Annotated in this window: 26 protein-coding genes and 1 pseudogene; 16 read left to right on the forward strand and 11 right to left on the reverse strand. The window is 55.3% G+C overall.

The annotated features are described in order from the left end of the window. Positions 1-11: 11 nt before the first annotated feature. Entirely contained in the window at positions 12-2,039 is a 2,028-nt protein-coding gene (locus RZ517_RS17095) for an NADPH-dependent 2,4-dienoyl-CoA reductase (protein ID WP_338549328.1), read from the forward strand. Positions 2,040-2,042: 3 nt separating this feature from the next. Here the strand turns inward: RZ517_RS17095 and RZ517_RS17100 are convergent, their stop codons facing one another. Beyond that, complete coding sequence (locus tag RZ517_RS17100; RefSeq protein WP_422395550.1) at positions 2,043-2,483, reverse strand: DUF4399 domain-containing protein; 441 nt, start codon at positions 2,481-2,483, stop codon at positions 2,043-2,045. 160 nt (positions 2,484-2,643) lie between these two features. On the opposite strand from RZ517_RS17100, the gene RZ517_RS17105 reads away from it, so the two are divergent. From RZ517_RS17105 to RZ517_RS17120, 4 genes are all read left to right on the forward strand, one after another. After that, positions 2,644-3,087 (forward strand): RNA polymerase sigma factor, encoded by a 444-nt coding sequence (locus RZ517_RS17105; protein ID WP_338549329.1) that lies wholly within the window; start codon positions 2,644-2,646, stop codon positions 3,085-3,087. Then, positions 3,084-3,833, forward strand: coding sequence for a hypothetical protein (locus RZ517_RS17110; protein ID WP_317056744.1), 750 nt, complete (start codon positions 3,084-3,086; stop codon positions 3,831-3,833). The genes RZ517_RS17105 and RZ517_RS17110 overlap by 4 nt, the downstream gene beginning before the upstream one ends. Before the next feature lie 129 nt (positions 3,834-3,962). Further along, complete coding sequence (locus RZ517_RS17115) at positions 3,963-4,868, forward strand: LysR family transcriptional regulator (protein WP_338549330.1); 906 nt, start codon at positions 3,963-3,965, stop codon at positions 4,866-4,868. A 147-nt stretch (positions 4,869-5,015) separates the two neighbouring features. Next, positions 5,016-5,555 carry an NADPH-dependent FMN reductase gene (locus RZ517_RS17120; protein ID WP_338549331.1) on the forward strand — a complete coding sequence of 180 codons (540 nt, stop codon included), beginning with the start codon at positions 5,016-5,018 and terminating at the stop codon, positions 5,553-5,555. A 6-nt stretch (positions 5,556-5,561) separates the two neighbouring features. On the opposite strand, the gene RZ517_RS17125 is transcribed toward RZ517_RS17120, so the two are convergent. Further along, on the reverse strand, positions 5,562-5,963 hold the full coding sequence (locus tag RZ517_RS17125; protein ID WP_338549332.1) for a VOC family protein: 402 nt from the start codon (positions 5,961-5,963) through the stop codon (positions 5,562-5,564). 42 nt (positions 5,964-6,005) lie between these two features. Between RZ517_RS17125 and RZ517_RS17130 the strand changes: the two genes are divergently transcribed. Then, complete coding sequence (locus RZ517_RS17130) at positions 6,006-6,797, forward strand: FAS1-like dehydratase domain-containing protein (RefSeq protein ID WP_338549333.1); 792 nt, start codon at positions 6,006-6,008, stop codon at positions 6,795-6,797. A 3-nt stretch (positions 6,798-6,800) separates the two neighbouring features. Here the strand turns inward: RZ517_RS17130 and RZ517_RS17135 are convergent, their stop codons facing one another. Further along, on the reverse strand, positions 6,801-7,856 hold the full coding sequence (locus RZ517_RS17135) for an NAD(P)/FAD-dependent oxidoreductase (RefSeq protein ID WP_338549334.1): 1,056 nt from the start codon (positions 7,854-7,856) through the stop codon (positions 6,801-6,803). A gap of 63 nt (positions 7,857-7,919) precedes the next feature. On the opposite strand from RZ517_RS17135, the gene mnmD reads away from it, so the two are divergent. The 4 genes from mnmD to RZ517_RS17155 all read left to right on the forward strand — a co-directional run bounded on the left by mnmD (position 7,920) and on the right by RZ517_RS17155 (position 10,530). Continuing rightward, complete coding sequence (mnmD, locus tag RZ517_RS17140) at positions 7,920-8,585, forward strand: tRNA (5-methylaminomethyl-2-thiouridine)(34)-methyltransferase MnmD (RefSeq protein WP_338549335.1); 666 nt, start codon at positions 7,920-7,922, stop codon at positions 8,583-8,585. 2 nt (positions 8,586-8,587) lie between these two features. Then, the gene (locus RZ517_RS17145) at positions 8,588-9,454 is read left to right on the forward strand and encodes a DMT family transporter (RefSeq protein ID WP_338549336.1); all 867 of its coding nucleotides are present in this window, start codon (positions 8,588-8,590) and stop codon (positions 9,452-9,454) included. A 76-nt stretch (positions 9,455-9,530) separates the two neighbouring features. Beyond that, positions 9,531-9,821 carry a hypothetical protein gene (locus RZ517_RS17150; RefSeq protein ID WP_338549337.1) on the forward strand — a complete coding sequence of 97 codons (291 nt, stop codon included), beginning with the start codon at positions 9,531-9,533 and terminating at the stop codon, positions 9,819-9,821. Positions 9,822-10,023: 202 nt separating this feature from the next. Next, positions 10,024-10,530: a copper chaperone PCu(A)C gene (locus RZ517_RS17155; protein ID WP_338549338.1), complete on the forward strand. Its 507-nt coding sequence runs from the start codon at positions 10,024-10,026 to the stop codon at positions 10,528-10,530. A gap of 4 nt (positions 10,531-10,534) precedes the next feature. Here the strand turns inward: RZ517_RS17155 and RZ517_RS17160 are convergent, their stop codons facing one another. Further along, positions 10,535-12,499 carry a lytic transglycosylase domain-containing protein gene (locus tag RZ517_RS17160; RefSeq protein ID WP_338549339.1) on the reverse strand — a complete coding sequence of 655 codons (1,965 nt, stop codon included), beginning with the start codon at positions 12,497-12,499 and terminating at the stop codon, positions 10,535-10,537. A gap of 175 nt (positions 12,500-12,674) precedes the next feature. Between RZ517_RS17160 and dapA the strand changes: the two genes are divergently transcribed. Next, positions 12,675-13,550, forward strand: coding sequence for a 4-hydroxy-tetrahydrodipicolinate synthase (dapA, locus tag RZ517_RS17165; RefSeq protein WP_338549340.1), 876 nt, complete (start codon positions 12,675-12,677; stop codon positions 13,548-13,550). A gap of 21 nt (positions 13,551-13,571) precedes the next feature. Next, the gene (locus RZ517_RS17170) at positions 13,572-14,057 is read left to right on the forward strand and encodes a flavodoxin family protein (RefSeq protein WP_338549341.1); all 486 of its coding nucleotides are present in this window, start codon (positions 13,572-13,574) and stop codon (positions 14,055-14,057) included. 11 nt (positions 14,058-14,068) lie between these two features. Here RZ517_RS17170 and RZ517_RS17175 read toward each other — a convergent pair whose 3' ends face one another. The 4 genes and pseudogenes from RZ517_RS17175 to RZ517_RS17190 all read right to left on the reverse strand — a co-directional run bounded on the left by RZ517_RS17175 (position 14,069) and on the right by RZ517_RS17190 (position 17,607). After that, entirely contained in the window at positions 14,069-14,761 is a 693-nt protein-coding gene (locus RZ517_RS17175; RefSeq protein ID WP_338549342.1) for an NYN domain-containing protein, read from the reverse strand. Positions 14,762-14,814: 53 nt separating this feature from the next. Further along, a pseudogene (gene yghU / locus RZ517_RS17180) lies at positions 14,815-15,683 on the reverse strand (glutathione-dependent disulfide-bond oxidoreductase). 99 nt (positions 15,684-15,782) lie between these two features. Continuing rightward, complete coding sequence (locus RZ517_RS17185) at positions 15,783-16,379, reverse strand: hypothetical protein (RefSeq protein ID WP_338549343.1); 597 nt, start codon at positions 16,377-16,379, stop codon at positions 15,783-15,785. 115 nt (positions 16,380-16,494) lie between these two features. Next, positions 16,495-17,607 carry an S-(hydroxymethyl)glutathione dehydrogenase/class III alcohol dehydrogenase gene (locus RZ517_RS17190; RefSeq protein WP_338549344.1) on the reverse strand — a complete coding sequence of 371 codons (1,113 nt, stop codon included), beginning with the start codon at positions 17,605-17,607 and terminating at the stop codon, positions 16,495-16,497. A gap of 131 nt (positions 17,608-17,738) precedes the next feature. Between RZ517_RS17190 and RZ517_RS17195 the strand changes: the two genes are divergently transcribed. Continuing rightward, a complete protein-coding gene (locus RZ517_RS17195; protein WP_338549345.1) occupies positions 17,739-18,035 on the forward strand; it encodes an I78 family peptidase inhibitor in 297 nt (98 codons plus the stop codon). A 28-nt stretch (positions 18,036-18,063) separates the two neighbouring features. Here the strand turns inward: RZ517_RS17195 and RZ517_RS17200 are convergent, their stop codons facing one another. Next, entirely contained in the window at positions 18,064-18,654 is a 591-nt protein-coding gene (locus RZ517_RS17200; RefSeq protein WP_338549346.1) for an FMN-dependent NADH-azoreductase, read from the reverse strand. Positions 18,655-18,790: 136 nt separating this feature from the next. Between RZ517_RS17200 and RZ517_RS17205 the strand changes: the two genes are divergently transcribed. Then, positions 18,791-19,672 (forward strand): LysR family transcriptional regulator, encoded by an 882-nt coding sequence (locus tag RZ517_RS17205; protein ID WP_338549347.1) that lies wholly within the window; start codon positions 18,791-18,793, stop codon positions 19,670-19,672. Continuing rightward, complete coding sequence (locus RZ517_RS17210) at positions 19,669-20,559, forward strand: DMT family transporter (RefSeq protein WP_338549348.1); 891 nt, start codon at positions 19,669-19,671, stop codon at positions 20,557-20,559. The genes RZ517_RS17205 and RZ517_RS17210 overlap by 4 nt, the downstream gene beginning before the upstream one ends. Here RZ517_RS17210 and RZ517_RS17215 read toward each other — a convergent pair. Together RZ517_RS17215 and RZ517_RS17220 are read right to left on the reverse strand one after the other, a co-directional pair. Further along, positions 20,556-21,563: a glycosyltransferase family 61 protein gene (locus RZ517_RS17215; RefSeq protein WP_338549349.1), complete on the reverse strand. Its 1,008-nt coding sequence runs from the start codon at positions 21,561-21,563 to the stop codon at positions 20,556-20,558. The two genes, RZ517_RS17210 and RZ517_RS17215, sit on opposite strands and share 4 nt — an antisense overlap. Beyond that, entirely contained in the window at positions 21,560-21,898 is a 339-nt protein-coding gene (locus tag RZ517_RS17220; protein WP_338549350.1) for an ArsR/SmtB family transcription factor, read from the reverse strand. The genes RZ517_RS17215 and RZ517_RS17220 overlap by 4 nt, the downstream gene beginning before the upstream one ends. 105 nt (positions 21,899-22,003) lie before the next feature. Here RZ517_RS17220 and RZ517_RS17225 point away from each other — a divergent pair, with 105 nt between their 5' ends. Continuing rightward, positions 22,004-22,423 (forward strand): universal stress protein, encoded by a 420-nt coding sequence (locus RZ517_RS17225; protein WP_338549351.1) that lies wholly within the window; start codon positions 22,004-22,006, stop codon positions 22,421-22,423. Positions 22,424-22,443: the final 20 nt, after the last annotated feature.

Here is a 22,443-nt window from a genome sequence, read left to right on the forward strand (position 1 = left end):
GAGGCGATCTCGTGACTCAGTACCCCAATCTTCTTGCCCCGCTTGACCTTGGCCATAGCACGCTGAAAAACCGCGTTCTTATGGGTTCGATGCATACCGGGCTGGAAGAAACCAAGGACTGGAATCGGGTAGCCGAGTTTTACGCAGCGCGTGCGCGAGGCGGCGTGGGCCTTATGGTCACCGGTGGCATGGCTCCAAATCGCGAAGGTGGTGTATTTCCCGGTGCGGCGGGGCTTTTCTCGGATGAGGACATTGCCAACCATAAGATCGTCACCGACAGGGTGCATGAGGCGGATGGCAAAATTGCGATGCAGATTCTGCACGCCGGACGCTATGCCTACGGGCCGGAATGCGTCGCACCCTCGTCGATCAAGTCACCGATATCTCCCTTTCCACCTAAAGAGCTGGACGAAGAAGGTATCGAAAAGCAAATCGCCGATATCGTAACAGCAGCGGAGCGGGCCCGCGAGGCGGGTTATGACGGCGTCGAGATCATGGGGTCCGAGGGATATTTCATCAACCAATTCCTGGTACAGCACACCAACAAGCGTGAAGACCGGTGGGGCGGATCCTATGAAAACCGCATGCGTTTGCCGATTGAAATCGTGCGGCGGACGCGCGAAGCCGTGGGACAGGATTTCATCATCATCTACCGCCTGTCGATGATTGACCTTGTCCCAAATGGGTCAACTTTTGACGAGGTCATTCAGCTTGCCAAGGAAATCGAGAAGGCCGGGGCCACTATCATCAACACCGGCATAGGCTGGCATGAGGCGCGGATTCCCACGATTGCAACCTCGGTGCCTCGTGCGGCTTTCACCTGGGTCACCAAAAAGCTCATGGGACACGTGAGTATTCCTGTGATCACCTCGAACCGCATCAACACACCAGAAGTGGGCGAAGAAGTTCTCGCCGAGGGGTGCGCTGACATGGTCTCGATGGCACGGCCATTCCTTGCGGACGCCGAATTTGTCAAAAAAGCCATCGAAGGTCGGGCCGAGACCATCGCGCCCTGTATTGCCTGCAACCAAGCCTGTCTCGATCATACGTTCTCCGGCAAAATTTCAAGCTGCCTGGTCAACCCTCGCGCCTGCTTCGAAACGGAATTGGTGATTGAGCCAGCACAAGCCACAAAGACTGTTGCAGTTGTCGGTGCAGGCCCTGCCGGGCTATCCACCGCAATTACAGCCGCCCAGCGCGGGCATAAGGTAACACTCTTTGATCGCGACACGCAGATTGGGGGTCAACTCAACATGGCCAAACAGGTGCCGGGAAAGGAAGAGTTCTTTGGCCTCGTTGACTGGTTCGAAGTGATGGTCAAAGAGGCTGGTGTAACATTGAAACTGGGCCTGGAAGTCACAGCCGAAGACCTTACTGGTTTTGACGAGGTGGTGATTGCCACTGGTGTCGTTCCGCGTGACCCGGAGATTTCCGGTCAGGATGGGAACAACGTGCTCTCTTACATCGACGTGCTGCGCCACAAAAAACCGGTGGGCAAGCGCGTGGTGGTTGTTGGCGCCGGCGGCATCGGTTTCGATGTGGCCGAATTCCTCGTCCATGAAGGCGAAAGCCCCACCGAAAACCTTGAGGAATGGAAAGAGGAATGGGGCGTCGGAGATCCAGCCAAAACACCCGGTGGCCTCGCGCCAGAAGGCCCGCAACCAGACGCGCCCGCGCGTCAAGTCACTCTGCTTCAGCGCAAGGCCGAGCGTCCGGGTAAGCGCTTGGGCAAAACCACAGGGTGGATTCACCGAGCTGCGCTCAAGATGAAGGGTGTCGAAATGATCGGTGGTGTGAACTATGAGAGCATCGACAACGCAGGTCTAATGGTCTCCACCGGAGAAACACGAGAAAACCCACGCACCATTGAGGCGGATACGGTCGTTCTTTGCGCCGGTCAGCTCAGCGACCGCAGTCTGGCCGATGCGCTAGAGGAAAAAGGCGTGGCCTGCCATGTCATCGGCGGCGCAGACGTGGCCGCCGAATTGGATGCCAAGCGCGCAATTGACCAAGGCACGCGCCTGGCCGCTAAGCTTTGAAATTTATTCCACGGTGATTGAAATCACGTCTGTTGTGATCGGCGGATCATGTGGAACGTGGTTCAGATCGCCCAGAACAAGCTGCAACGTGTGCGTTCCAGCAGGCAGGTCGAGAGACACCTCGGTTTGTCCACCGCCAAAGTGGATGTGGTTTTCGTCCGCGGGCAATCCGTATTCCAACTCTTCGGCTCCGTCTGGACCCTCACCAAGAGGCGGTCGGTTCAGCAAGATGTGGTGATGCCCGGTGTTTTCCTTTTCAGTACCGGCTGGTGCCACGCCCATGCCGGACAGCCCAAATTTGATTTTGACAGGCGAAGAGACTGTCGCACCGTCGTCAAGATCGATGAAATACACTTCCGCACCTTCGGGCGCTGCTGTGCGTTCCGCCAGCACCATTGAGGCCGTGAGTGCAACAATTGCTGCTGCTTTCGTGATGAGTTTCATAGGAGTCCTCCCTTGTCTGCTTCAGTTCTTTGCGCTTCACTCGCAATACTTCGGTAACACCTAAGGAGATGGTTCTATTCGCCTCTGGGGCAAAAAAGATCCGCACCAGGCGGTTCGTGACGGCATTCCAGCATGCTTTGACCGGCTCTGGCGGTTTTGTGTGGCATTGACCGGGCAGAGAGCGCTAGGAGATGATCTGGCGCAGATGACCTGTCTGCGTGCTTTGGAAAAGGCGGATCAATTCACACCCGGCACGCATCTGGACCGCTGGCTTTTTGTCATGGCCCGGCGGCTTTGGCTGAACGAATTGCGGCGCGATGCGATCCGGCAAACAGAATCCTTCTCTGCCAATGCAGATGACCAGCACCCCGCAGAAATTCCGTCCACCGAAACGAATATTATGGCGCGTGAAGTGTTTCAGAAGATGAATGCCCTGCCCGAAGCCCAAAGAGTCACAGCGCTTTTGGTGTTCGTGGAAGGTTATACTTATGCTGAAACGGCGGATATGCTGGACATTCCGCCTGGAACAGTGATGAGCAGAATATCAGCCGCGCGAAAAACGCTTGCGACACAAATGGAAGCCGCCACAGGAACCGACGCATGACGCAGAAGTCAGATTTCTCAGATGACGATCTGACTCGCTTTATTGACAAGGAAGCGGGAAAAGAGCTGTCCGGGCGCATCAAAGCCGCATTGAAGTCAGATGCGAACCTGCGTCAACGTCACGATCGCATGGTTCAGGCCAGCGTCAATTACAAAGCGGCCATGGATAGTATGTTGTCTTTGGCACCAGCACCGCCGGAAATGGACATTCCTTCACGCGAGCCATCACGGAACCTGCGTGTTGCAGTGGCTTCAATGGCGGCGGGCGCACTTTTGACTTGGGGGCTGACATCTTCTTTTCCATCTTCTGCTGGTTCGGATTGGAAGGATGTGGTGGCCAATTACCAGTCGCTTTATGTCACCGAGACCCTGTCTTTGAGCAACGTTTCGCAAACAGAACAAAACGCGAGCCTCGTGCGTCTGTCCAGCAAGCTTGGCTTTAATGTTGCGACTTTGCCTGAGATCGAAGGCCTTGATTTTGTGCGCGCACAGGAACTCGGGTTCAAAGGTCGCCCGCTGGCTCAACTTACGTTTTTAACGACAGACATGGGGCCGGTTGCCCTTTGCATTGTGGAAACGGGCAACCAAACAACCGATAGGATAGAATTCGCCGAATTGCATGGGCTGGACACATATAGCTGGACTCAAGATGGATTCGGAATTCTGCTGGTTGGGCCGGGGGATGAGACCGGCCTTGAGGATGCGGCGGCTGCCTTTCGAGACGCATTCAAGGCTGAAAACGCCTGAAAACCTTTACTGGGTTTGATCCTGAATAGCCTCAGACAAACCCAGATATTGTCGAGTGGGTGCCGCAGTTGTGCCCGAATTAGAAGCGATACACGGTTCAGATCAAAAGACTTCACAGAGGTATCGAGTATGGATCGCCTTACCGAAATGGAGGCCTTCGCAACGGTTGTGGATCAAGGGGGATTCACGGACGCCGCGCGAAAGATGGGCATCTCCAAGTCTGCCGTGTCGAAACACGTCTCTTCGCTCGAGGCGCGTCTCGGTGCCCGCCTTCTGAATCGGACCACGCGCCGAGTCAGCCCGACCGAAATTGGTTTGGCATATTATGACCGTGCTTTGCGTGTTCTGAACGATGCAGGTGAAGCAGACGCACTTGTCAGTTCAATGCAATCAGACCCATCCGGGCTCTTGCGCATCTCCGTTGCAACCGATTTTGGCGTCAATCACTTGAGCCCTGTTTTGGGTCAATTTTTAGACGACTATCCGGACATTACGGTCAATATGGTTCTGAACAATCGCTATGTTGAGCTTATTTCCGAAGGCTTTGACATGGCCATCCGGATTGGCGAGCTCGAAGACAGCACATTGCGCGCTCGCAAGCTGACCGAGACCAACAAACGTATGATCGCAAGCCCTGCTTATCTAGAAAAGCACGGTCGGCCTGCGAAAATCGATGACCTCAACGAGCATAAACTGCTGCATTATTCCAGCCAATCCAACGGCTCAGTTTGGAAACTGACCGCGCCGTCAGGTGAAAAGCGTCAAGTGCGCACCGCTGGTGGTCTGTCGGTGAATGACGGACAGTCACTTCTGAATGCAGCAATCTCGGGTCTGGGCATCGCTTACCTACCAAGCTTCCTGTATTCCAGCGCCCTGAAAGACGGTCAAGTTGTTGACGTCATACCGGACCTGCCGGTCGAAACCCAAGGCATCTATGCGGTCTATCCTCCAGGGCGCTTCACACAGCCCAAGGTGCGCGCGTTTATTGATTTTCTCGTAAATGTCTTTGCTGAAAAAGGTCCAACAGACTGGTAACTTTTTGAGCATGCACAAGACGAAATGCGCCCTGCTTTGGCAGGGCGTTTTTTTTGTGCAGAATCCAAAATACAAACCGAATTTTCTTGTCGTTTTAGGTCCATGCCTCAATTTACCTTGAAATCCGCATCAAAGAACGAGGGCCGTATGTCTGAACCAAACCTGCTTTTGATTTCGGGATCACTCCGCAAGGCATCCTACAATCGCGCGCTTTTGCGCGTGGCCGCACAAGCGTTTGGTCCAGCGGGCGTCACCGAAGCGGACATCACTTTTCCTATCTACAACGGGGATGACGAAGACGCCGATGGCGCCCCGAAATCTGTGCATAGGTTTGCAGAACAAATTCGAAGAGCGGATGCGCTGCTGATAGGCAGTCCTGAATACAACAAGGGTATCAGCGGTGCATTGAAGAACGCTCTGGATTGGCTCAGCCGCATCGATATGCCTGCTCTTCGCCACAAACCCACAGTCGTGATGTCGGCTGCCGCAGGGCGCACAGGCGGAGAAACCGCGCTCTTCATGACGTTGAGCTGTCTGTCCCAGTTTCAGGTGCGCTTTGTCTTTGGCCCAGCCATCATGGTGGCCGATGCGTCAAAACAGTTTGATGAGAATGGTCGACTAACATCCGAAACCTATCAGAAGCTGGTAGACGAACGCATGGAAGCGCTGCGGGGGGCCATCGCTTAGCACGCTTCAAAACTCGGTTTGGTTCGCAATCTCAATCAGATTTCCGTCGGGATCACGGGTGTAGATCGACTTAAGTGGTCCAGTTGCACCAGTACGCGGAACCGGCCCTTCAATGATCTCAATTGAGCATGCCTGGAGATGCGCAGCACATTCATCCAAAGGCGTCTGCGTCCGAAAACACAAATCCGCGGACCCCGGTAGCGGCGCAGCAGCTTTCGGCTCAAATTCCGCCCCTGCCTGATGCAAGTTGATCTTTTGCGACCCAAATGAGAGCGCTGTCCGCTCCGTCCCATCCGCTGGTTGAAATCGCTGCACCGACATGCCCAAAGCTTGGTAAAACTCGACGGTTGTGCTGATGTCTTTGACCGTCAACACAATATGATCAAGCGATTGAATTTGCAGTGGCATTTCAAGATTGCTCCGGCTCTGAGTGCGCCCTAACCTGACAGCATGAGAATAGAGACGCAATCCGTTCAGGACGTTATGGACACCGCACGCGCGCGGGCATTACAGGCCACACTTGGCAGTTCTCCCAATCTGAACAGTGGTGATAGTCTTCCGCCCTTCTTCCACCAAGTTTATTTCTGGGATCCAAAGCCATCCAAAGACCTCGGACGCGATGGCCATCCAAAATTGGGAGAGCTGGTTCCAGATATGGGATTGCCGCGTCGGATGTGGGCCGGTGGCCAATTGGAGTTCAAACGACCACTCATCCTCGGACACCTCGCCGAAAGACGCAGCTCGACTGCAAAAGCAGAGAGAAAGCAAGGGCGCAGCGGACCGCTGGCCTTTGTCAAGATGCGTCATGAGATTTGGCAAGAGGGCGAATGTGCCGTGACCGAGCATCAGGACCTCGTGTATCGTGAAGACGAAGGGTCAGGATCGAAACCTGTGCCGCCAGTGGCGCGGACTGACGAAACCCACTCGGAAACCTTTTCGGTAAATAGCACAATGCTGTTTCGTTATTCCGCCCTGACCTTCAACGGGCACCGGATACACTACGACGAAACTTACGCCAAGGAGATCGAAGGTTATACTGGTCTGGTCGTGCACGGTCCTCTTCTGGCGCAAATGCTGATGCTTTTGGCCGAACGCAAACTAGGACGGCTCGCATCGTTTGCCTTTCGCGCCACAAGTCCTTTGATTCACCACGAAAAAGCAACGCTGTGCTGGCGAGAAGATGGCACCTGCTGGGTGCGTGGACCGGACGGGCGGCAGTGCATGCAGGCGCAAGCCAGCTAAGTACTAGTTTCGCATGATCCATCCTGTGGGAAGTGACGCTTCGGGCTTAAATTCTTGCGGGATTGAATCTTTCCCATCAAGCACAAGATCAGCCATCACCTGCCCCACCTTCGGGGCCATGCCGAAACCGATCTTGAAACCGCCATTTGTGATAAATTGACCTTGATAAAGCGGGTGACGTCCGAGCATTGGCGCCCGCGACTTGGCACGAGGCCTTAGACCTGCCCAGCGTGCGATGACAGGCGCATCAGAAAGTGCAGGCACGGCATATCGCGCACGCGAAACAATCTCATCCAACTGCTCATCTGTAGAGTGGGCGTCCATGAACTCTCTTTCCGAAGTTGAGCCGACTGCAGTCGTTCCGTCTTTGTGAAAAATCACATGCAAGCTGTCCGCAAAAACCTGTGGCGCTCCACTTGCTGCAAAATCCAAAAGAGCGGCCTGACCTTTGACCCCGTTTCCCACGGTGAAACCGATTCCATTCGATAGTTCTGTCAAGCCGTGCGCTCCAGTGGCATGGATGACTTGACCCTGTGCTTTGCTGTCTGCAACGACGCTAACGCCTTTCTTCTTGAGTGCCTCAGTTAAGGCGTAGCACGCGTGGCGCGGATGCAACGAGGCGGACAAGCTATCGTGGATATAGAACCCGGTCTTAGAACGAGGCGCGAGTGGCACGGCATCCTCGCCCACAACCTGCCAGGTCGCATGTTCGCCCCATAGCTCATTTGCTGAGACTTCCCGTGCGCGCGCCAAATCAAGTGTTCGCTCATCATTGATCGGTTGTACACGACCGCTTCGCGCATACCCCGACGAGTGACCAGACAGAGTTTCAATTTTGCTCCAAAACTCCTCAGCCATCAGAAGGCTGTCGAGTTGAAACGCCTTTTTCTCATTCCAGTTTTCTGGCACGTGCGGAGCTAAGGCTCCGACAACCCCGCCGGATGCCCCGGACCCAGGTCCATTGGGGTCAATCACTCGAACAGACGCACCTTTTTGGCGGCAGAACCATGCTATTGAGAGGCCGAAGATTCCGGCACCAAGGATGGTCACGTCTGGCATTGTCATTTCCCAAAGGCGGCGGCATGGTCGATCTGTTCGGAACGACAGGTAGCTCAACCCGCAATGCAGGACCAGCAGTCAGATCTTGAGTGGCGGGATGGGGACGTACCGGTTTCCGCGAGATTCGATGATCCCTATTACAGCCTCGACAACGGGCTGGCGGAAACACAGCATGTGTTTTTGGCAGGCAACGCGCTGCCAGAGCGTTTCTGCGATGGGTTTCACGTGGCAGAACTGGGCTTTGGCACGGGCCTTAATCTTTTGGCCACAATGGACGCCTGGCGCGCATCGGGCACAAAGGGCACGTTGTATTACACAACATTTGAGGCCTATCCCTTATCGCGAGACGAAATGGTCCGCGCGCAGTCTGCCTTTCCGGAACTGCGCAACATAGCCCAAGAACTTGCGCCACATTGGGAGAAGACAACATTCACCCTACCCGATCTGTACTTCCAAATGATCACAGGGGACGCTCGCCAAACACTAGAAAACTGGGATGCCATCGCGGATGCCTGGTATCTCGATGGATTTTCGCCAGCCAAAAATCCTGAATTGTGGGGGGATGCTTTGATCTCTTCTGTTGGGCACCACACTGCCTCAGGTGGCACTGCAGCCACATACACTGCCGCCGGACATGTGCGCCGAGCCTTGGAAGCGGCGAGTTTCGACGTCACGCGCTCCCCCGGCTTTGGTCGTAAACGCCACATGACCCGCGCTGTCAGGATCTGAACATGGCAGAACAAAACACCCGCCTTGGCATTCTGATGATGGTCACCACAACCTTCATTTTCGCCGTACAGGACGGCATATCTCAGCATCTCGCACGCGAGTACAATGTGCTTATGGTGGTGATGATCCGTTATTGGTTCTTCGCCGCCTTCGTGATGACAGTCGCCAGCCGCAAAGCCGGTGGTATGCGTGCCGCGGCGCAGACGGAACAACCAGTGGTGCAAGCCTTTCGGGGTATTCTTCTGGCGGCTGAGATATGCGTCATGGTTGCAGCTTTCACCTATTTGGGATTGGTCGAGAGCCACGCGGTCTTCGCATGCTATCCTCTCCTAATCGCCGCCCTATCCGGGCCTGTGCTTGGCGAAAAGGTCGGTTGGCGGCGGTGGGCCGCCATTGGTGTGGGCTTTGTCGGCGTGCTGATCATCCTGGAGCCCGGGTTTGGCGTCTTCCGCCCCGAAGCCACGATCGCAGTCGCCTCTGCCCTGATGTTTGCGCTTTACGGATTGTTGACGCGCTTCGTTGCCCGCAAGGACAGCGCCGCAACTAGTTTTTTCTGGACTGGAATTATGGGCGCCATCGCAATGTCCTGCATTGGCATCTGGTTCTGGGAACCCATGAGCTCAAATGATTGGATTTGGATGGGCGCACTTTGCATCACCGGAGCCGCGGGACACTACACACTCATCAAATGCTACGAAGTGGCCGAGGCCAGCGCGGTACAGCCTTTTGCTTACCTGCAGCTTGTCTTCGCCAGCATTATCGGAGTCAGTATATTTGCCGAGACAATCCGGACCAACGTAGCCATTGGCGCTGCGCTGATCGTTGCCGCCGGTCTCTTTACCCTTTGGCGACAAAGGGTCAGCTCGTAGGCCATGCGGCATTAAGGCCTGCTGACAAATCCGACAAAAGCACTCAGGCTGACAGAGTTCGACAATAGGAGTCGCGGTGAGACGCCAGACAAAATCAATCGGACAGATCATTCTGACCTTCGTGGTTGTTTGGTTTCTGGCCCTGCGCGTTGTTGCGCAGCCATTGGTTTTGGCCGCGCCCGAGGAAGGCCAAATCGCGCTCTGCGTGAATGGACAGATCATATATGTTGACACAGATACTGGCCTGCCGCTGGAAGACAACGAAGGCCTCTACACAGACCCTTGCCCGTATTTTGGCGTAAGCACAGCGCTTGAGCTGGCGGCCAACACCCCCCATTTTGGGTGGCTGATGCCCAGTATCTTGTGATCCTTCCAACCGCGCTGGTCCTGCAAGCGCACCAAGCCTACCTTCCCTCAGAGGCGCGCGCGCCTCCGCTTTCCACCTGATTTCAAAAAACATGTGAATTCGCTTCATCGAATCCTGGTACAGGTATCCGGCCTTGAACCAGAGAACAGCGGAAAAGACTTTCCAAAAAATATCTGAAACTCAGACCCGTCAGGAGACTGATATGATACTTAAAAAAACCCTCCTCGCCGTATCCATGGCAGCATTTTTTACCTCACCGACCCTTGCCCATGAGCATTCAGTCAATGGCGTCTCAGTGATTCACCCAATGGCATTTGAAACATCTAAATCCGCGAAAGCGGGCGCTGGTTACATGGCCATAACCAACGACAATGAAGACGCCGACCGGCTGCTCGAAGTCAAAGCGGACTTCCCGCGCGTGATGCTTCACACGACCGAAGAGAAGGATGGCATCGCTAAGATGATTCATCTTGAAGCAATCGACATCCCTGCAGGTGACACCGTACTTTTGGAACCTGGTGGGCTTCACGTAATGTTCATGGGGCTTGATGGTGATCCGCTTGAAGAAGGTGAAGAAATTCCTGCCACGCTGGTGTTTGAAAAAGCTGGCGAATTGGACGTCGTCTTTAAGGTCGAAAAACGCCATGGCGAGGCCAAGTCGCATGATCATTCTGACCATAGCGACCATTCGGATCACTCAACAAACTGAGGGTCTAATCCAGAGCCGCGGAAAACGTGGACCCGGTCAGTTCCTGGCTAAACGGTACAGGGTGCGGGTCACGTCCAAGCCGCGCGCGATACACCGGCAGGCTTTCCGCCACACGCATGACGTAGTTGCGTGTCTCGTTGAAAGGGATGTGTTCGATCCAGTCGATCACATCAACCCCGCCTCTGCGCGGATCGCCAAACCGTGACATCCACCGAGATGGGCGCGATGGCCCCGCATTGTAGGCTGCGGCCATCATCACGATGTTTCCGTCAAATCTCTGAGCCATACGCGCTAGATATTCGGCCCCAAGCTTTGCGTTGTATTTCCAATCCTCGAAAACTCGAGCGCGGTTGTGGCCTGTGGCGCCAATGGCCCGTGCCATCTCAGCCGCCGTGGCTGGCATAAGCTGCATCAGCCCCATAGCTCCTGCGCCACTGGTGACAGTTTGGTCAAATTCACTTTCTCGACGCGCAATGGCCAATGACAATTCCGCCGGCACTGGCAACTTTAACGACTTGAGAGGATGCAACGGATAGTAAGGTCCCGGCAATGCCACGCCGCGCATAGCGGCCGTTTTCGACACCATCACCTGTAGATGTTCAGAACCAAGCGCGGCCATCGCATCGCCCAACTGCCCCAACTCGGTTCGGTTCAGGTCAAGAGCAAGATGTCGAAAGAACCGTTCCGCAAGGTTCTGGCGCCCATTCGCGTAGGCCAGCAACCCAGCTTGGAAAACATCACGCTTGGCAAACTCGGCCTTGCGCCAGTCGGGAAATTCCTCATCTCCGACCAACTCAGGGTCCGACGGAAACCCGCCGCGTTCCGCGGCAAGCAAACCATAAAAGCTTGTTTGGTGCAGCGCCCCTAATTCATAAGCCAGCGCGGCACCCTCCGCGTTGCCCATGGCCTCTTGCGCGCGCCCAAGCCAATACCCAGCGCGACCCAGCGAGATCGGCGTCTCAACCTTATCCATAAAGCGTTGGAAATGTGCGACCGCTGTCTCTGGATCATTCAGATCAGTCAGTGCGATGAACCCCGCCAGCCATTCCAGATCAGCGAAATGAGACCCTTCCACCAAACCATGCGTAGCAGCCAAGTCATACGCCGTTTGCGCAGCGCCATCGCGCATTCGGTCGCGCGCCAACTCCCGACGCCACCCTGCCCAGCGCTCGGCTTGCCCAAGACCATCGGCCTCGCGGCTCTGGCGCAAAATCATCTTTATGGCTTCGTCGCGCTCACCTCGTTTGATGTGCCGATTGAAGAGGGCATAGGCGACATGCGGATTGCTCTTGGCACTCTTGGGCAGCTTTTCAAGACGCTTCAGCGCGCCAGTTTTCCCTGCCTCAATACTCTGCCGGATCTCAGCCAAAGCACGCGTTTCGTCATCCACCAAAGGCAACATCAAGGCCACGTCGCGCAGTCCACGCCAAAGTGCCATATCGAGCCGTGCTTTGTGATGCGGTTTCAGCAGTTCCGCCCAATCTTTCATGAAAGCGTTGTGTTCATCCGTGGTCAGGTCAAGCGTGCGCCATGCCAGAACAACAGCGACTTCCGCATCACCCTCTCGCCCTTCGGCGCGCAACGCCTCGGCCAAGCCAAGGGCGGCACGCCCCGACTGCGGCGCACTGTTCTCAAAAAAGGCGATGACAGACTTTGGATCACCCTGCGCAATCGTCAACTCGCTCTTGCGACGCAGCAATTCAAGACCCGGCCAATCCGGATGGTCCTCGAGAAAGTTCAGTATGTCTTGCTGTGATCCATAACCTTCCCGCAACCTGTGCCACTCGATCAGTGCCGCAGCACCCGGTCCGCTGCGCTCCGCAAGACGTGTAGCGACACTCCACCGCCCCGCTTGCATTGCGTCAAAGGCACTGGACAAAGGGCGCGGACCAACAGGCGCAGGTTCTCCAGCCAACACCGGGGGTGTCAGCACAAGAACAGCAAAAACAAGGCTCAGGGTACGCAACATCTCTTGCATTTTCCCAACCACAGACGATAGACAACGCCAGCCTAAGCAGACAATCAGACACAGTCTAATCACTTGCTTGGCAGAAAGATGGCACCGGCATGGCCCGAACGGGACATGTCAATACACCAACCCAAGTGTTAAACCGCTTACGGCTAGACATAGAAAGGAGCGTATCATGTTCAAAGGATCTTTTCCTGCTTTGGTCACGCCGTTCAAGAACGGCGAACTGGATATTGATACGCTCAAGAAGCTGGTTGAGTGGCATATTGGTGAAGGAAGTCATGGGCTTGTGCCGGTTGGAACTACTGGTGAAAGCCCAACACTGAGCCACGAAGAACACGAAAAAGTGGTGGAAGAAGTCGTGCGCGCTGCCGCTGGCCGTGTGCCTGTGATTGCTGGCGCAGGCAGTAACAACACGGTAGAATCCATCCGATTCATGCAACACGCCGAAAAAGTCGGTGCGAATGCTGCACTAGTTGTGACGCCATACTACAACAAACCGACCCAACGCGGTTTGATCGCCCACTTCACCGCGCTGCACGATTGTTGTGAGCTTCCAATCATTATCTACAACATACCCGGTCGCTCGGTCGTTGACATGACACCTGAAACCATGGGCGAGTTGGCCAATCTGCCCCGGATTGTCGGCGTCAAGGATGCCACCGGCGATTTGGCCCGCGTCAGCCAGCAGCGCATGACGTGCGGCACGGAGTTTTGCCAGATTTCCGGCGAAGACGCGACCGCACATGGGTTCAATGCCCAGGGCGGTGTCGGCGTCATTTCGGTTACCGCGAATGTGGCGCCAAAAATGGTAGCTGACGTCCAGAACGCCACGTTGTCCGGCGACTATGCCAAGGCACTGGAAATTCAGGATCGCCTGATGCCCCTTCACAAGGCCATTTTCACAGAGCCAGGCCTTGTAGGTGCAAAATACGCCATGTCTCGGCTTGGTCTGTGCGGCGAGGAAGTCCGCTCACCTCTCACAGGGCTTAGTGACGAGACGCGCGCTATGGTGGATGATGGGCTGCGCTTTGCCGGGCTGATGAACTAACCCGAGGGACGCGGCAGACCGATGTCAGAGCTGCTGATCGTCTATCATTCCCGCACCGGCGGCAGCCGCCAAATGGCACAGGCTGCCGCTGAGGCCGCAGAGACCGAGATCACGACAACGCTTGTCAAAGCGGCAGAGGCCACACCCGAAGACCTCTTGCAAGCCTCGGGCTATATCTTCTGCGCACCGGAGAATCTGGCCGCCATATCCGGCGTCATGAAGGATTTCTTTGATCGTTGCTACTACCCTGTTTTGGGCAAGATCGAAGGCCGCCCCTACGCCCAAATGGTCTGTGCCGGGTCAGACGGCGAAAACGCCGTCCGCCAGATCGCCCGGATCGCCACAGGGTGGCGGTTGAAAGTCATCCAAGAGCCGATCATCGTGTGTACCCATGCGCAGACGCCCGACGCCATATTGGCGGAGAAGAAGTTAACGAACGAACAGCTCGCCCCGTGCCGTGATCTGGGCCAGGCGTTTGGTGCGGGGTTGAGTATGGGGGTGTTTTGAGAGCCTAAAACCTATTTCTCGCATTGTATGTACACATTCGTTTCGCCCTCGGTTTTTGTTGCAAAACCTTTAATGGTTTTGACCATGTCAATGAGCTTCGTATGACCATAGTTGCGGGGATCAAAATCTGGTTTATCTGCTCTAATTAACTGGCCTATTCTATTCAAAGGATACCACTCTACATCTAAATCTATCTTTTCGATCGCCCTTAAAATCAGTATTTTGGCTTCTTTTTTCAAAGCATCAGTGTTCTTATCGACAGGTTTCTGAGATATAGTTTCGATTGCTACAAATCGGTTACAGGCATTCTTTAACGCGCTCGGCGTCTTACGTTCACCGATTACGTTTACTGTTAATCCACTTTCCCTGATACGACTGGCCAGTCGAGTAAAATCACTGTCGGAAGACACCAAGACAAACTCGTCAAAGTGACCAGTATGCAGAATATCCATCGCATCAATCACTAAGCCTATATCAGACGCGTTTTTACCTTTGGTATTAGCTGACTGCTGATGCTGGACTAAGCCCAGTTCCTGCGCCGCTTTGCTCCATCCAGAGAGACGAGCATCAGACCAATCCCCATACACGCGTCGCAAACCCGGTTCTCCGTACTTGGTCACTTCGCGTAGAATCGCATCAGCGTGTTTTGCAGGAACGTTATCCGCATCAATCAACACCGCCAAAAGCTTTGGGTCGTCAGGCATAGGCAATCTCCTTTAGATCACTCTGCCTGACTACAACCCAAAGTAAAACTCACTTAGGCGTTTTCGCCGATCTTATCCTGTGTCTGCGTCTCAAAGTCCGACGCGTCATGCCGTTCCCAGAGCTGCTCAGATGGATCCCCCATAGTCCGGTTCACCATGCGGCCGCGTTGAACCGTTGGGCGGTCGAGGATTTTCTCGGCCCAGGCCACAACGTTTTTGTACTCATGCACGGACAGGAACGTTCCAGCGTTATACTGCCGCCCAAGCGCCAAGTTCCCGTACCAGGGCCAAATCGCCATATCGGCGATGCTATAGTCATTCCCCGCGATGTAGGGCCGGTCCGCAAGGCGCTTGTCGAGCACGTCAAGCTGACGCTTGGTTTCCATGGCAAAGCGGTCAATCGGGTATTGCCATTTTTCAGGCGCATAGGCGTAGAAGTGACCAAAGCCGCCGCCCAAATACGGCGCGCTCCCCATTTGCCACATCAGCCAGTTCATGACCTCCGTGCGTTCCGGGCCTGATGAAGGAAGAAACACCCCAAATTTCTCTGCCAAGTGGATGAGGATCGAACCAGATTCGAACACATGCAAAGGCTCGGCTCCGCTACGATCCACGAGGGCGGGTATTTTTGAGTTTGGGTTCACCTCAACAAAGCCTGACCCGAACTGATCCCCATCGCCAATCCTAATAAGCCACGCGTCATATTCCGCATCGTGCCCAGCCGCCAGAAGCTCTTCGAACATCACAGTGATCTTCACCCCATTGGGTGTGCCCATCGAGTAAAGCTGAAACGGATGCTTGCCTACCGGCAGCTCTTTGTCATGCATTGCCCCGGCGATAGGACGATTGGTCGACGCAAACGTGCCGCCATTCTCTTGTTCCCAGGTCCAGACTTCGGGGGGGTATAGGTATCATCGCTCATCGGGGCGTTTCCTCATTGATACGTGCGTTGCCCAAGAGGTAACGGCCTTCACCGCCGATGCAAGTGCGTTGCTGCACACATAACTGTGCAATACAGGATTTAGCTTGTCGGGATCGGCTCTGACGACGGATCACTCGCTTTCAAAATACCTCGCGCGCGTTTCCAGGCGAACACCTCTTGCCGATGCACCCAGGTGTATTTTTCATCCTGCAAGGTTGGTGCCCAGTAAAGAATGCCGCTAAAGCGCCACGGGTCTAGAACCATTCCCTCGTCAAATTCATCCCCGACAGCGGACACGATCACCGTCGAATGATCAATGAGAAGCCGCGTGTGCGCGTTGGCGATGGCGCGGTGGGTGATCAGCGTCTGAAAATTTTCCTGCTCCAGGCGCTTCTGCATATCTTCCGCCCAATGCCAGCACAGCCCCCGCGGGCGCGATCCTGCATTTACTTTTATGTTGTGCACGATAGCTGAGTCCGTGACGCCATACTGTTGGCGCAGAACCTTGGGATAGTTGATGCCGATATCGGCAGCGCGCAGCGCCTCGGCGGGATCGATCGACGGGTTCAACGCCGTGATCCCATTGGCCAGGCGGCTGACCTCATCAGGAGCATGAACAGGTGGTGTCGCACAGCCTACGAGAGCGGCCGTTGAGACCAAAGAAAGAGAGAAAGCACGGCGCGTAAACTGCGTCATTCGAACCCCAAAAGACTGTTCCAATGGCCACGTGTTATCGCGTCGCAAAACGGCTGTCGAGACAAGGGTTTGTTATCTCGCTGAGAGACCATCAAAGCAGGTGGCTCATGTGATCTCAGTACACCACCACCGAGCGGATGCTTTCACCTGAATGCATCAGATCAAAGCCCTTGTTGATGTCTTCCAATGGCATGGTGTGGGTGATCATCGGGTCAATCTCGATCTTGCCGTCCATGTACCAGTCAACGATCTTGGGCACATCAGTCCGCCCGCGTGCGCCGCCGAAGGCCGTGCCGCGCCAGACCCGACCTGTGACCAGCTGGAACGGACGCGTGGAAATCTCGGCACCGGCGGGTGCCACACCGATGATCACGCTTTCTCCCCAGCCCTTGTGCGCGCATTCCAGCGCGTCGCGCATCACCTGCACGTTGCCTGTGGCATCGAAGGAATAATCTGCCCCGCCGCCGGTCAACTCGACCAGATGGTCCACGAGGCTGCCTTTAACATCCTTGGGATTCACGAAATCCGTCATGCCAAACCTTGTCGCCATTTCAACCTTCGCCGGGTTGAGGTCAACGCCCACGATCTGATCCGCACCGGCCAGGCGGAGACCCTGAATCACATTAAGACCAATACCGCCGAGACCAAACACCACTCCGCGCGAGCCAATCTCGACCTTGGCGGTGTTCATCACAGCGCCAATGCCTGTGGTCACGCCACAACCGATGTAGCAAATCTTGTCAAACGGCGCGTCCTTACGCACCTTGGCCAGAGCAATCTCTGGCAGGACCGTATGGTTCGAGAAGGTCGAACAGCCCATGTAGTGCAAGATGGGCGTCCCATCGAGCATGGAGAACCGCGACGTGCCATCAGGCATCACGCCCTGTCCTTGTGTCGAACGGATCGCCTGACACAGGTTGGTCTTGGGATTAAGGCAGTATTCGCACTCGCGGCACTCCGGCGTGTAGAGTGGGATCACATGATCGCCCACTTCCAGAGAGGTTACACCCGGCCCCACTTCGACCACAACACCCGCACCCTCATGGCCTAGGATCGCGGGAAAGGCGCCTTCCGGATCAGCGCCCGAAAGCGTGAAGTCATCCGTGTGACACAGCCCCGTCGCCTTTATTTCAACAAGCACTTCTCCAGCCTTTGGGCCATCTAGGTTCACTTCCATGATTTCCATTGGTTTTCCGGCCTCAAGGGCCACGGCGGCGGTGGTGCGCATCTATCTGTCCTCCCAGAGTCTTTTGCCGACTTTGGGCGAAACCGCGCATCATTTCAATAGACTGGGCACATTGGGGTTGTGGCAAGGCGCATTTGGCACAAGACTGTGGTCAACTAAAGAAGGACAGTCACATGCGCATGTCATTGATAGTAGCGTCAGGATTGAGTTTGGTCCTGACAGGCTGCGGCTCAGCGGAAGTGGAAGCAGACGCCCCTCCAAGACTTGAAGAGGCCGGACCAGACGAATGCGGCGTGGCTGAAAATGCAGGACTTGTGGGTGAACCCGTCAGCGCATTCAACGAAGCCGCATGGCCCAATCCGGTGCGCATAATCCCTCCGGGCGGAATTGTAACAACCGAATATAATCCAAAACGACTGAACATCGACCTCAACAGTCGAAACGAGATTGTGAGGTTTTGGTGTGGGTGAGCGATGCGCCCACCCTCTCCAAACTCGCTCATGCTGCATCAGCTAGCGCCTCAATCTCCGCCTCAACGCGTGCCAGACTCGCCTCTGCGTCAACTGACATCTGATCTGCTGCAACAATTGCCACATCGGTTATCCCAACAAACCCGAGCACATGCCGGATGTAGGGTGTTGCAAAATCAATCTCGGATCCGGTTTTGGTGCCACCTGAAGCCACCGCAACAATCGCACGTTTCCCTTCCAACAATCCCTTAGGGCCATTTTCTGTATAGCGGAAGGTCAGCCCGGCCCGTGCAATCAGATCAATCCAGGCTTTCATAGCTGCAGGCACGCCGAAATTATAGATCGGCAAGCCGATGATCAATGTATCGGCCGCTTGAAGCTCATCCACCAGGTTGTTTGACAGTTCCAAAGTTGCTTTCTGCACCTCCGTGCGGGCATCAACAGGCGTAAAGTTGGCATTCACCCAATCCTCGGTAATCTGCGGCAGGGGCGCGGCGGCGAGATCGCGGATGATCACTTTGGCTTCAGGGTTTTGCGCCACAAGGCGCGCCGATAAATCCCGCGTCACAGAGTCTTCGGTCCGAGCGGATGCGTCGATGTGCAGTATGGTATGTGTCATTGGTCAGGTCCTTTGAAATTCTTCAACATGTATTTCCAAGTGCTGGAATAGAATTTGACTTGTGCTCTGGAAAACGCAACTATCACAAACGGACAGCCACTGTTGAAAATCGCACATTACTGGGAGCATCCAAAGCATGGACAGTTGGGATGAGGTGCGCACCGCCTATCACGTCGCTCGTGTTGGCACAGTGAGTGGAGCGGCAGATGTTTTGGGTGTGCATCACGCAACCGTGATCCGCCACATTGACGCTCTGGAGGAAAGGCTTGGCGTGAAGCTCTTTCAACGTCATGCGCGGGGCTACACAACCACAGAGGCGGGCGAGGATCTTTTACGTGTCGCACAGGCGACAGACGATCAGTTCAGCCAGTTATCTGGCAGGATCAAAGGACGGGGCCACGACGTTTCCGGAGAATTGGTTGTGACATCTCTTGGCGGGCTCAGCCACCTGTTGGTCCCCGTGCTAAGTGATTTTCAAAGAGAATACCCCGGCATAATCGTGCGGTTTCTCACGGGCGAACGGCTCTTCCGGTTGGAATACGGCGAGGCACATGTTGCGATCCGCGCAGGCCGCGCGCCGGATCAACCCGACAATGTCGTGCAACCTTTTTTCCAGCAGAAGTATACACTCTATGCAAGCCGAGTTTATATTGACCGGCACGGGCTTCCGTCATCGGAAACAGAATTTGATAGCCACTATTTTGTCAGCGCTGACGACCCCAAAAACCGCGCACCTTTCAACCAGTGGCTGCGCGACACTGCCCCGGAAGAACGCATTGTGTTCCGCAGTCAGGACGTTCACGCGCAACGTCGAGCGATATCCGCAGGCGCCGGGATCGGCTTTGTCCCCAGTGTTCTGGCCCGGGACATAGAGGGCCTGGTCGAGGTTCTTCCACCTCGGGACGAATGGACCGCCCCCTTGTGGCTCGTCACGCATATGGATCTGCACCGTACGACCAAGGTTCAGGCTTTTCTCAGTTTTCTCAAAGATCGCGCCAAATCCTGGGATACATTATGAATGAAGCCCGGCGCGGTCACGCCGCCATGCTCGCTTTTTCAGCTCTGATTGCTGGATCTTTCGCGCTTGGGTCTATGGCGGCGCCGCATATCGCGCCCACTGCACTCAATGCCGTGCGTTTTGGTCTGGCTGGCATTCTGGTTGGCACTGTGGCGTGGGCCACCATTGGCTTGCCAAAACGCGCCTTCCATGCGCCCTGGCGATATTTACTGTTGGGTGGGTCGATGGGGCTTTACTTCGTGATGATGTTCGAAGGGCTGAAAACTGCGCCGCCGGTCAGCGCCTCAGCCGTCTTTACTTTGACACCGATCATGTCTGGGGCCTTTGGGTATCTTCTGCTACGCCAACGCATGACTCGCCGAATGGCTATGGCTCTCGCGGTCGGGGCGACAGGGGCACTTTGGGTAATCTTTCGCGCGGACATCAACGCGCTGATGCGACTCGAGGTCGGGCGCGGTGAAATCATCTTTTTTTTCGGCTGTATCGCGCATGCGCTCTACACGCCCTTAGTGCGAAAGCTTAACCGCGGCGAACACCCCATCGTCTTTTCGTTTGGAGCCGTCGTCGGCGCGACTTTGCTTTTACTCATAGCCGGTTGGCGCGACATGGTTAACACCGACTGGGCCGCTCTTCCGACGATTGTGTGGATCACTATTCTCTATACTGCGATCGTGGCCACCGCAGTCACGTTTGTACTATTGCAATTCGCTTCACTGCGCCTGCCGAGTGCGAAGGTAATGGCATATACCTATCTTACGCCCACATGGGTCATTGCTTGGCAAGCGGCTCTGGGTCATGGCCTGCCACCTGTTTGGATTTTAGGAGGCATCGCGCTCACCATTGTCGCGCTATTGGTGTTATTAAAGGACGAAGCAAACGCCGGTTAGAGAAACCCGTTCTCTTGTAGTTGGCGAGACAGAAGCCGAAAATAGAGAGGCGCTGGTTCGCCAGCCTCTTTCATGCCTTGTTGGTTCTTTGCAACAAGCGGGTTGAGAAGCCGGACATCTGCAACGCCAAAGGCTTCGAACTGATTGACAAAAGATTGCACGGTTTTCTCTCGGTGTCGGCGTTGTATCACGGCCACTTTGGCGTTCGGGCGCACGGCCCAAGCCGCAAGATGAAGCGCCGAACCATCGGGTCCCACGACCCGGCGGGCGGCACGGTATTGTGCGATCTGGGTCGATATATCGTGGTCCTGCGGATGAAAAATCTCATAGCCCGCACGCGCCATCAGGCGTTCGATCCGTTGCTCTTTGTCCACGGCTTTTTCAACCCCGGCCAGACGGGTGCGCGACAGGTAAATGTCAGGACCACCCTTAGCCGGGAATGCGGTCGCAAGGCGTGGTTGAACGGCGGCACGAAACTGTGGTGTACCAGTGATCCAGCCCTGATGACCAAACCCCGGGCTTGGCAGCAAGAGCTCTTCTACCACAACCGGCGCATTGATCATGAGGGGCGCGGCCTCGTCGGCCATCGCATCAAAAAGCGACTCGTATTTGGGGTTGAAACGAGCCAACCGTTCACCGCTTCTGCGAGGAGAGAAAAGAACGCCATCCACGGGATCATCCAGGTGATCGAACACCCATAACCGGCCCAGGCTTTCCAAAAGAAAATGCCCGAAATGATCCCGCATCACGCCACCGAAGACATGCCGCCCAGATATGCGCATCACGCCGCGACGATCCGGCCGATCCGGAATGTCTGTGAACCGGTTTTGTGACAAAAGCGTGCGGGAATGCTCACAAAACGTACCATTGCTGCGAAACACGCCATTGGGCAACCGTCCACCCTTTTGCACTGGAACGACAAGCGCATTGCGCACTCGTTCGATCCGTGGCTCTGGTAGTTGCAACGGTGTCAGTGGAGCGACAGGCTTGGACGACGTGCTCAAGCTTGGCTATCCTTCTCGCCAAGCTCAACCTCTAAAAACCGCTCAAACGCATCGAGATTGACGGCTTCGAACTGCCCAAAGCTTTGCATCCATATGCTGGCATCGCGCATGGCGTCAGGTTCCAGCTTGCACCATTTCACTCGTCCGCGTCGCTCCTGGCTGATCAAGCCGGCTTTGGTCAGAATTGTCAGATGTTTGGACACCGCAGCCAACGACATCTCAAACGGCTCAGCCACGTCCGTCACGGCCATATCATCCTCCAAAAGCATGATTAGGATCGCGCGACGGGTGGGATCGGCCAAAGCGGCGAAGACGGTATCTAGCGGATCGGGCATCTTATGTCGTTTAAGCCGGGCATTGGCAGCCGCGTCAACTGCATTGATCTGAAACAATGCGCTGCGCTTTTGATCCTCTTAGACTTTGCGCAGGAGGGACTTGTTATGTTCAAGCATATTTTGGTGCCCGTTGATTTGGACGAAAAGGACAACGTTCAAAGAGCGATCGCCGTCGCGTCAGATCAAGCAAAGCTTTATTCCGCAAAACTGACATTGATCAGTGTAACTGGCGGATTGCAGGCAAAGATGTCTCATTCTTCCGTCAAATATGCTCAGCTCTTGGGAGAATTTGCAGCTGAACAAGCGGCGCAACACGGTGTGAAAATCAATAGTCATGTCTATGGTGTTCCAGACCCTAGTGTGGAGGTAGACCGCAAGCTTCTCGAAGCAATCGTTGAGTTTGAAGCGGATTTGGTCGTTATGGCCACACATCAACCCGGTTGGGTGGAGTATTTCATCGCCTCTCATGGCGGACGGATGGCAACACATGCCCCTGTTTCCGTCTTCGTAGTGCGCGACACCTGAAGACTCGACTCCGTTACAAG

It is taken from the genome of Roseovarius sp. S88 (genome assembly GCF_037023735.1).
Lineage (GTDB): Bacteria > Pseudomonadota > Alphaproteobacteria > Rhodobacterales > Rhodobacteraceae > Roseovarius > Roseovarius phycicola.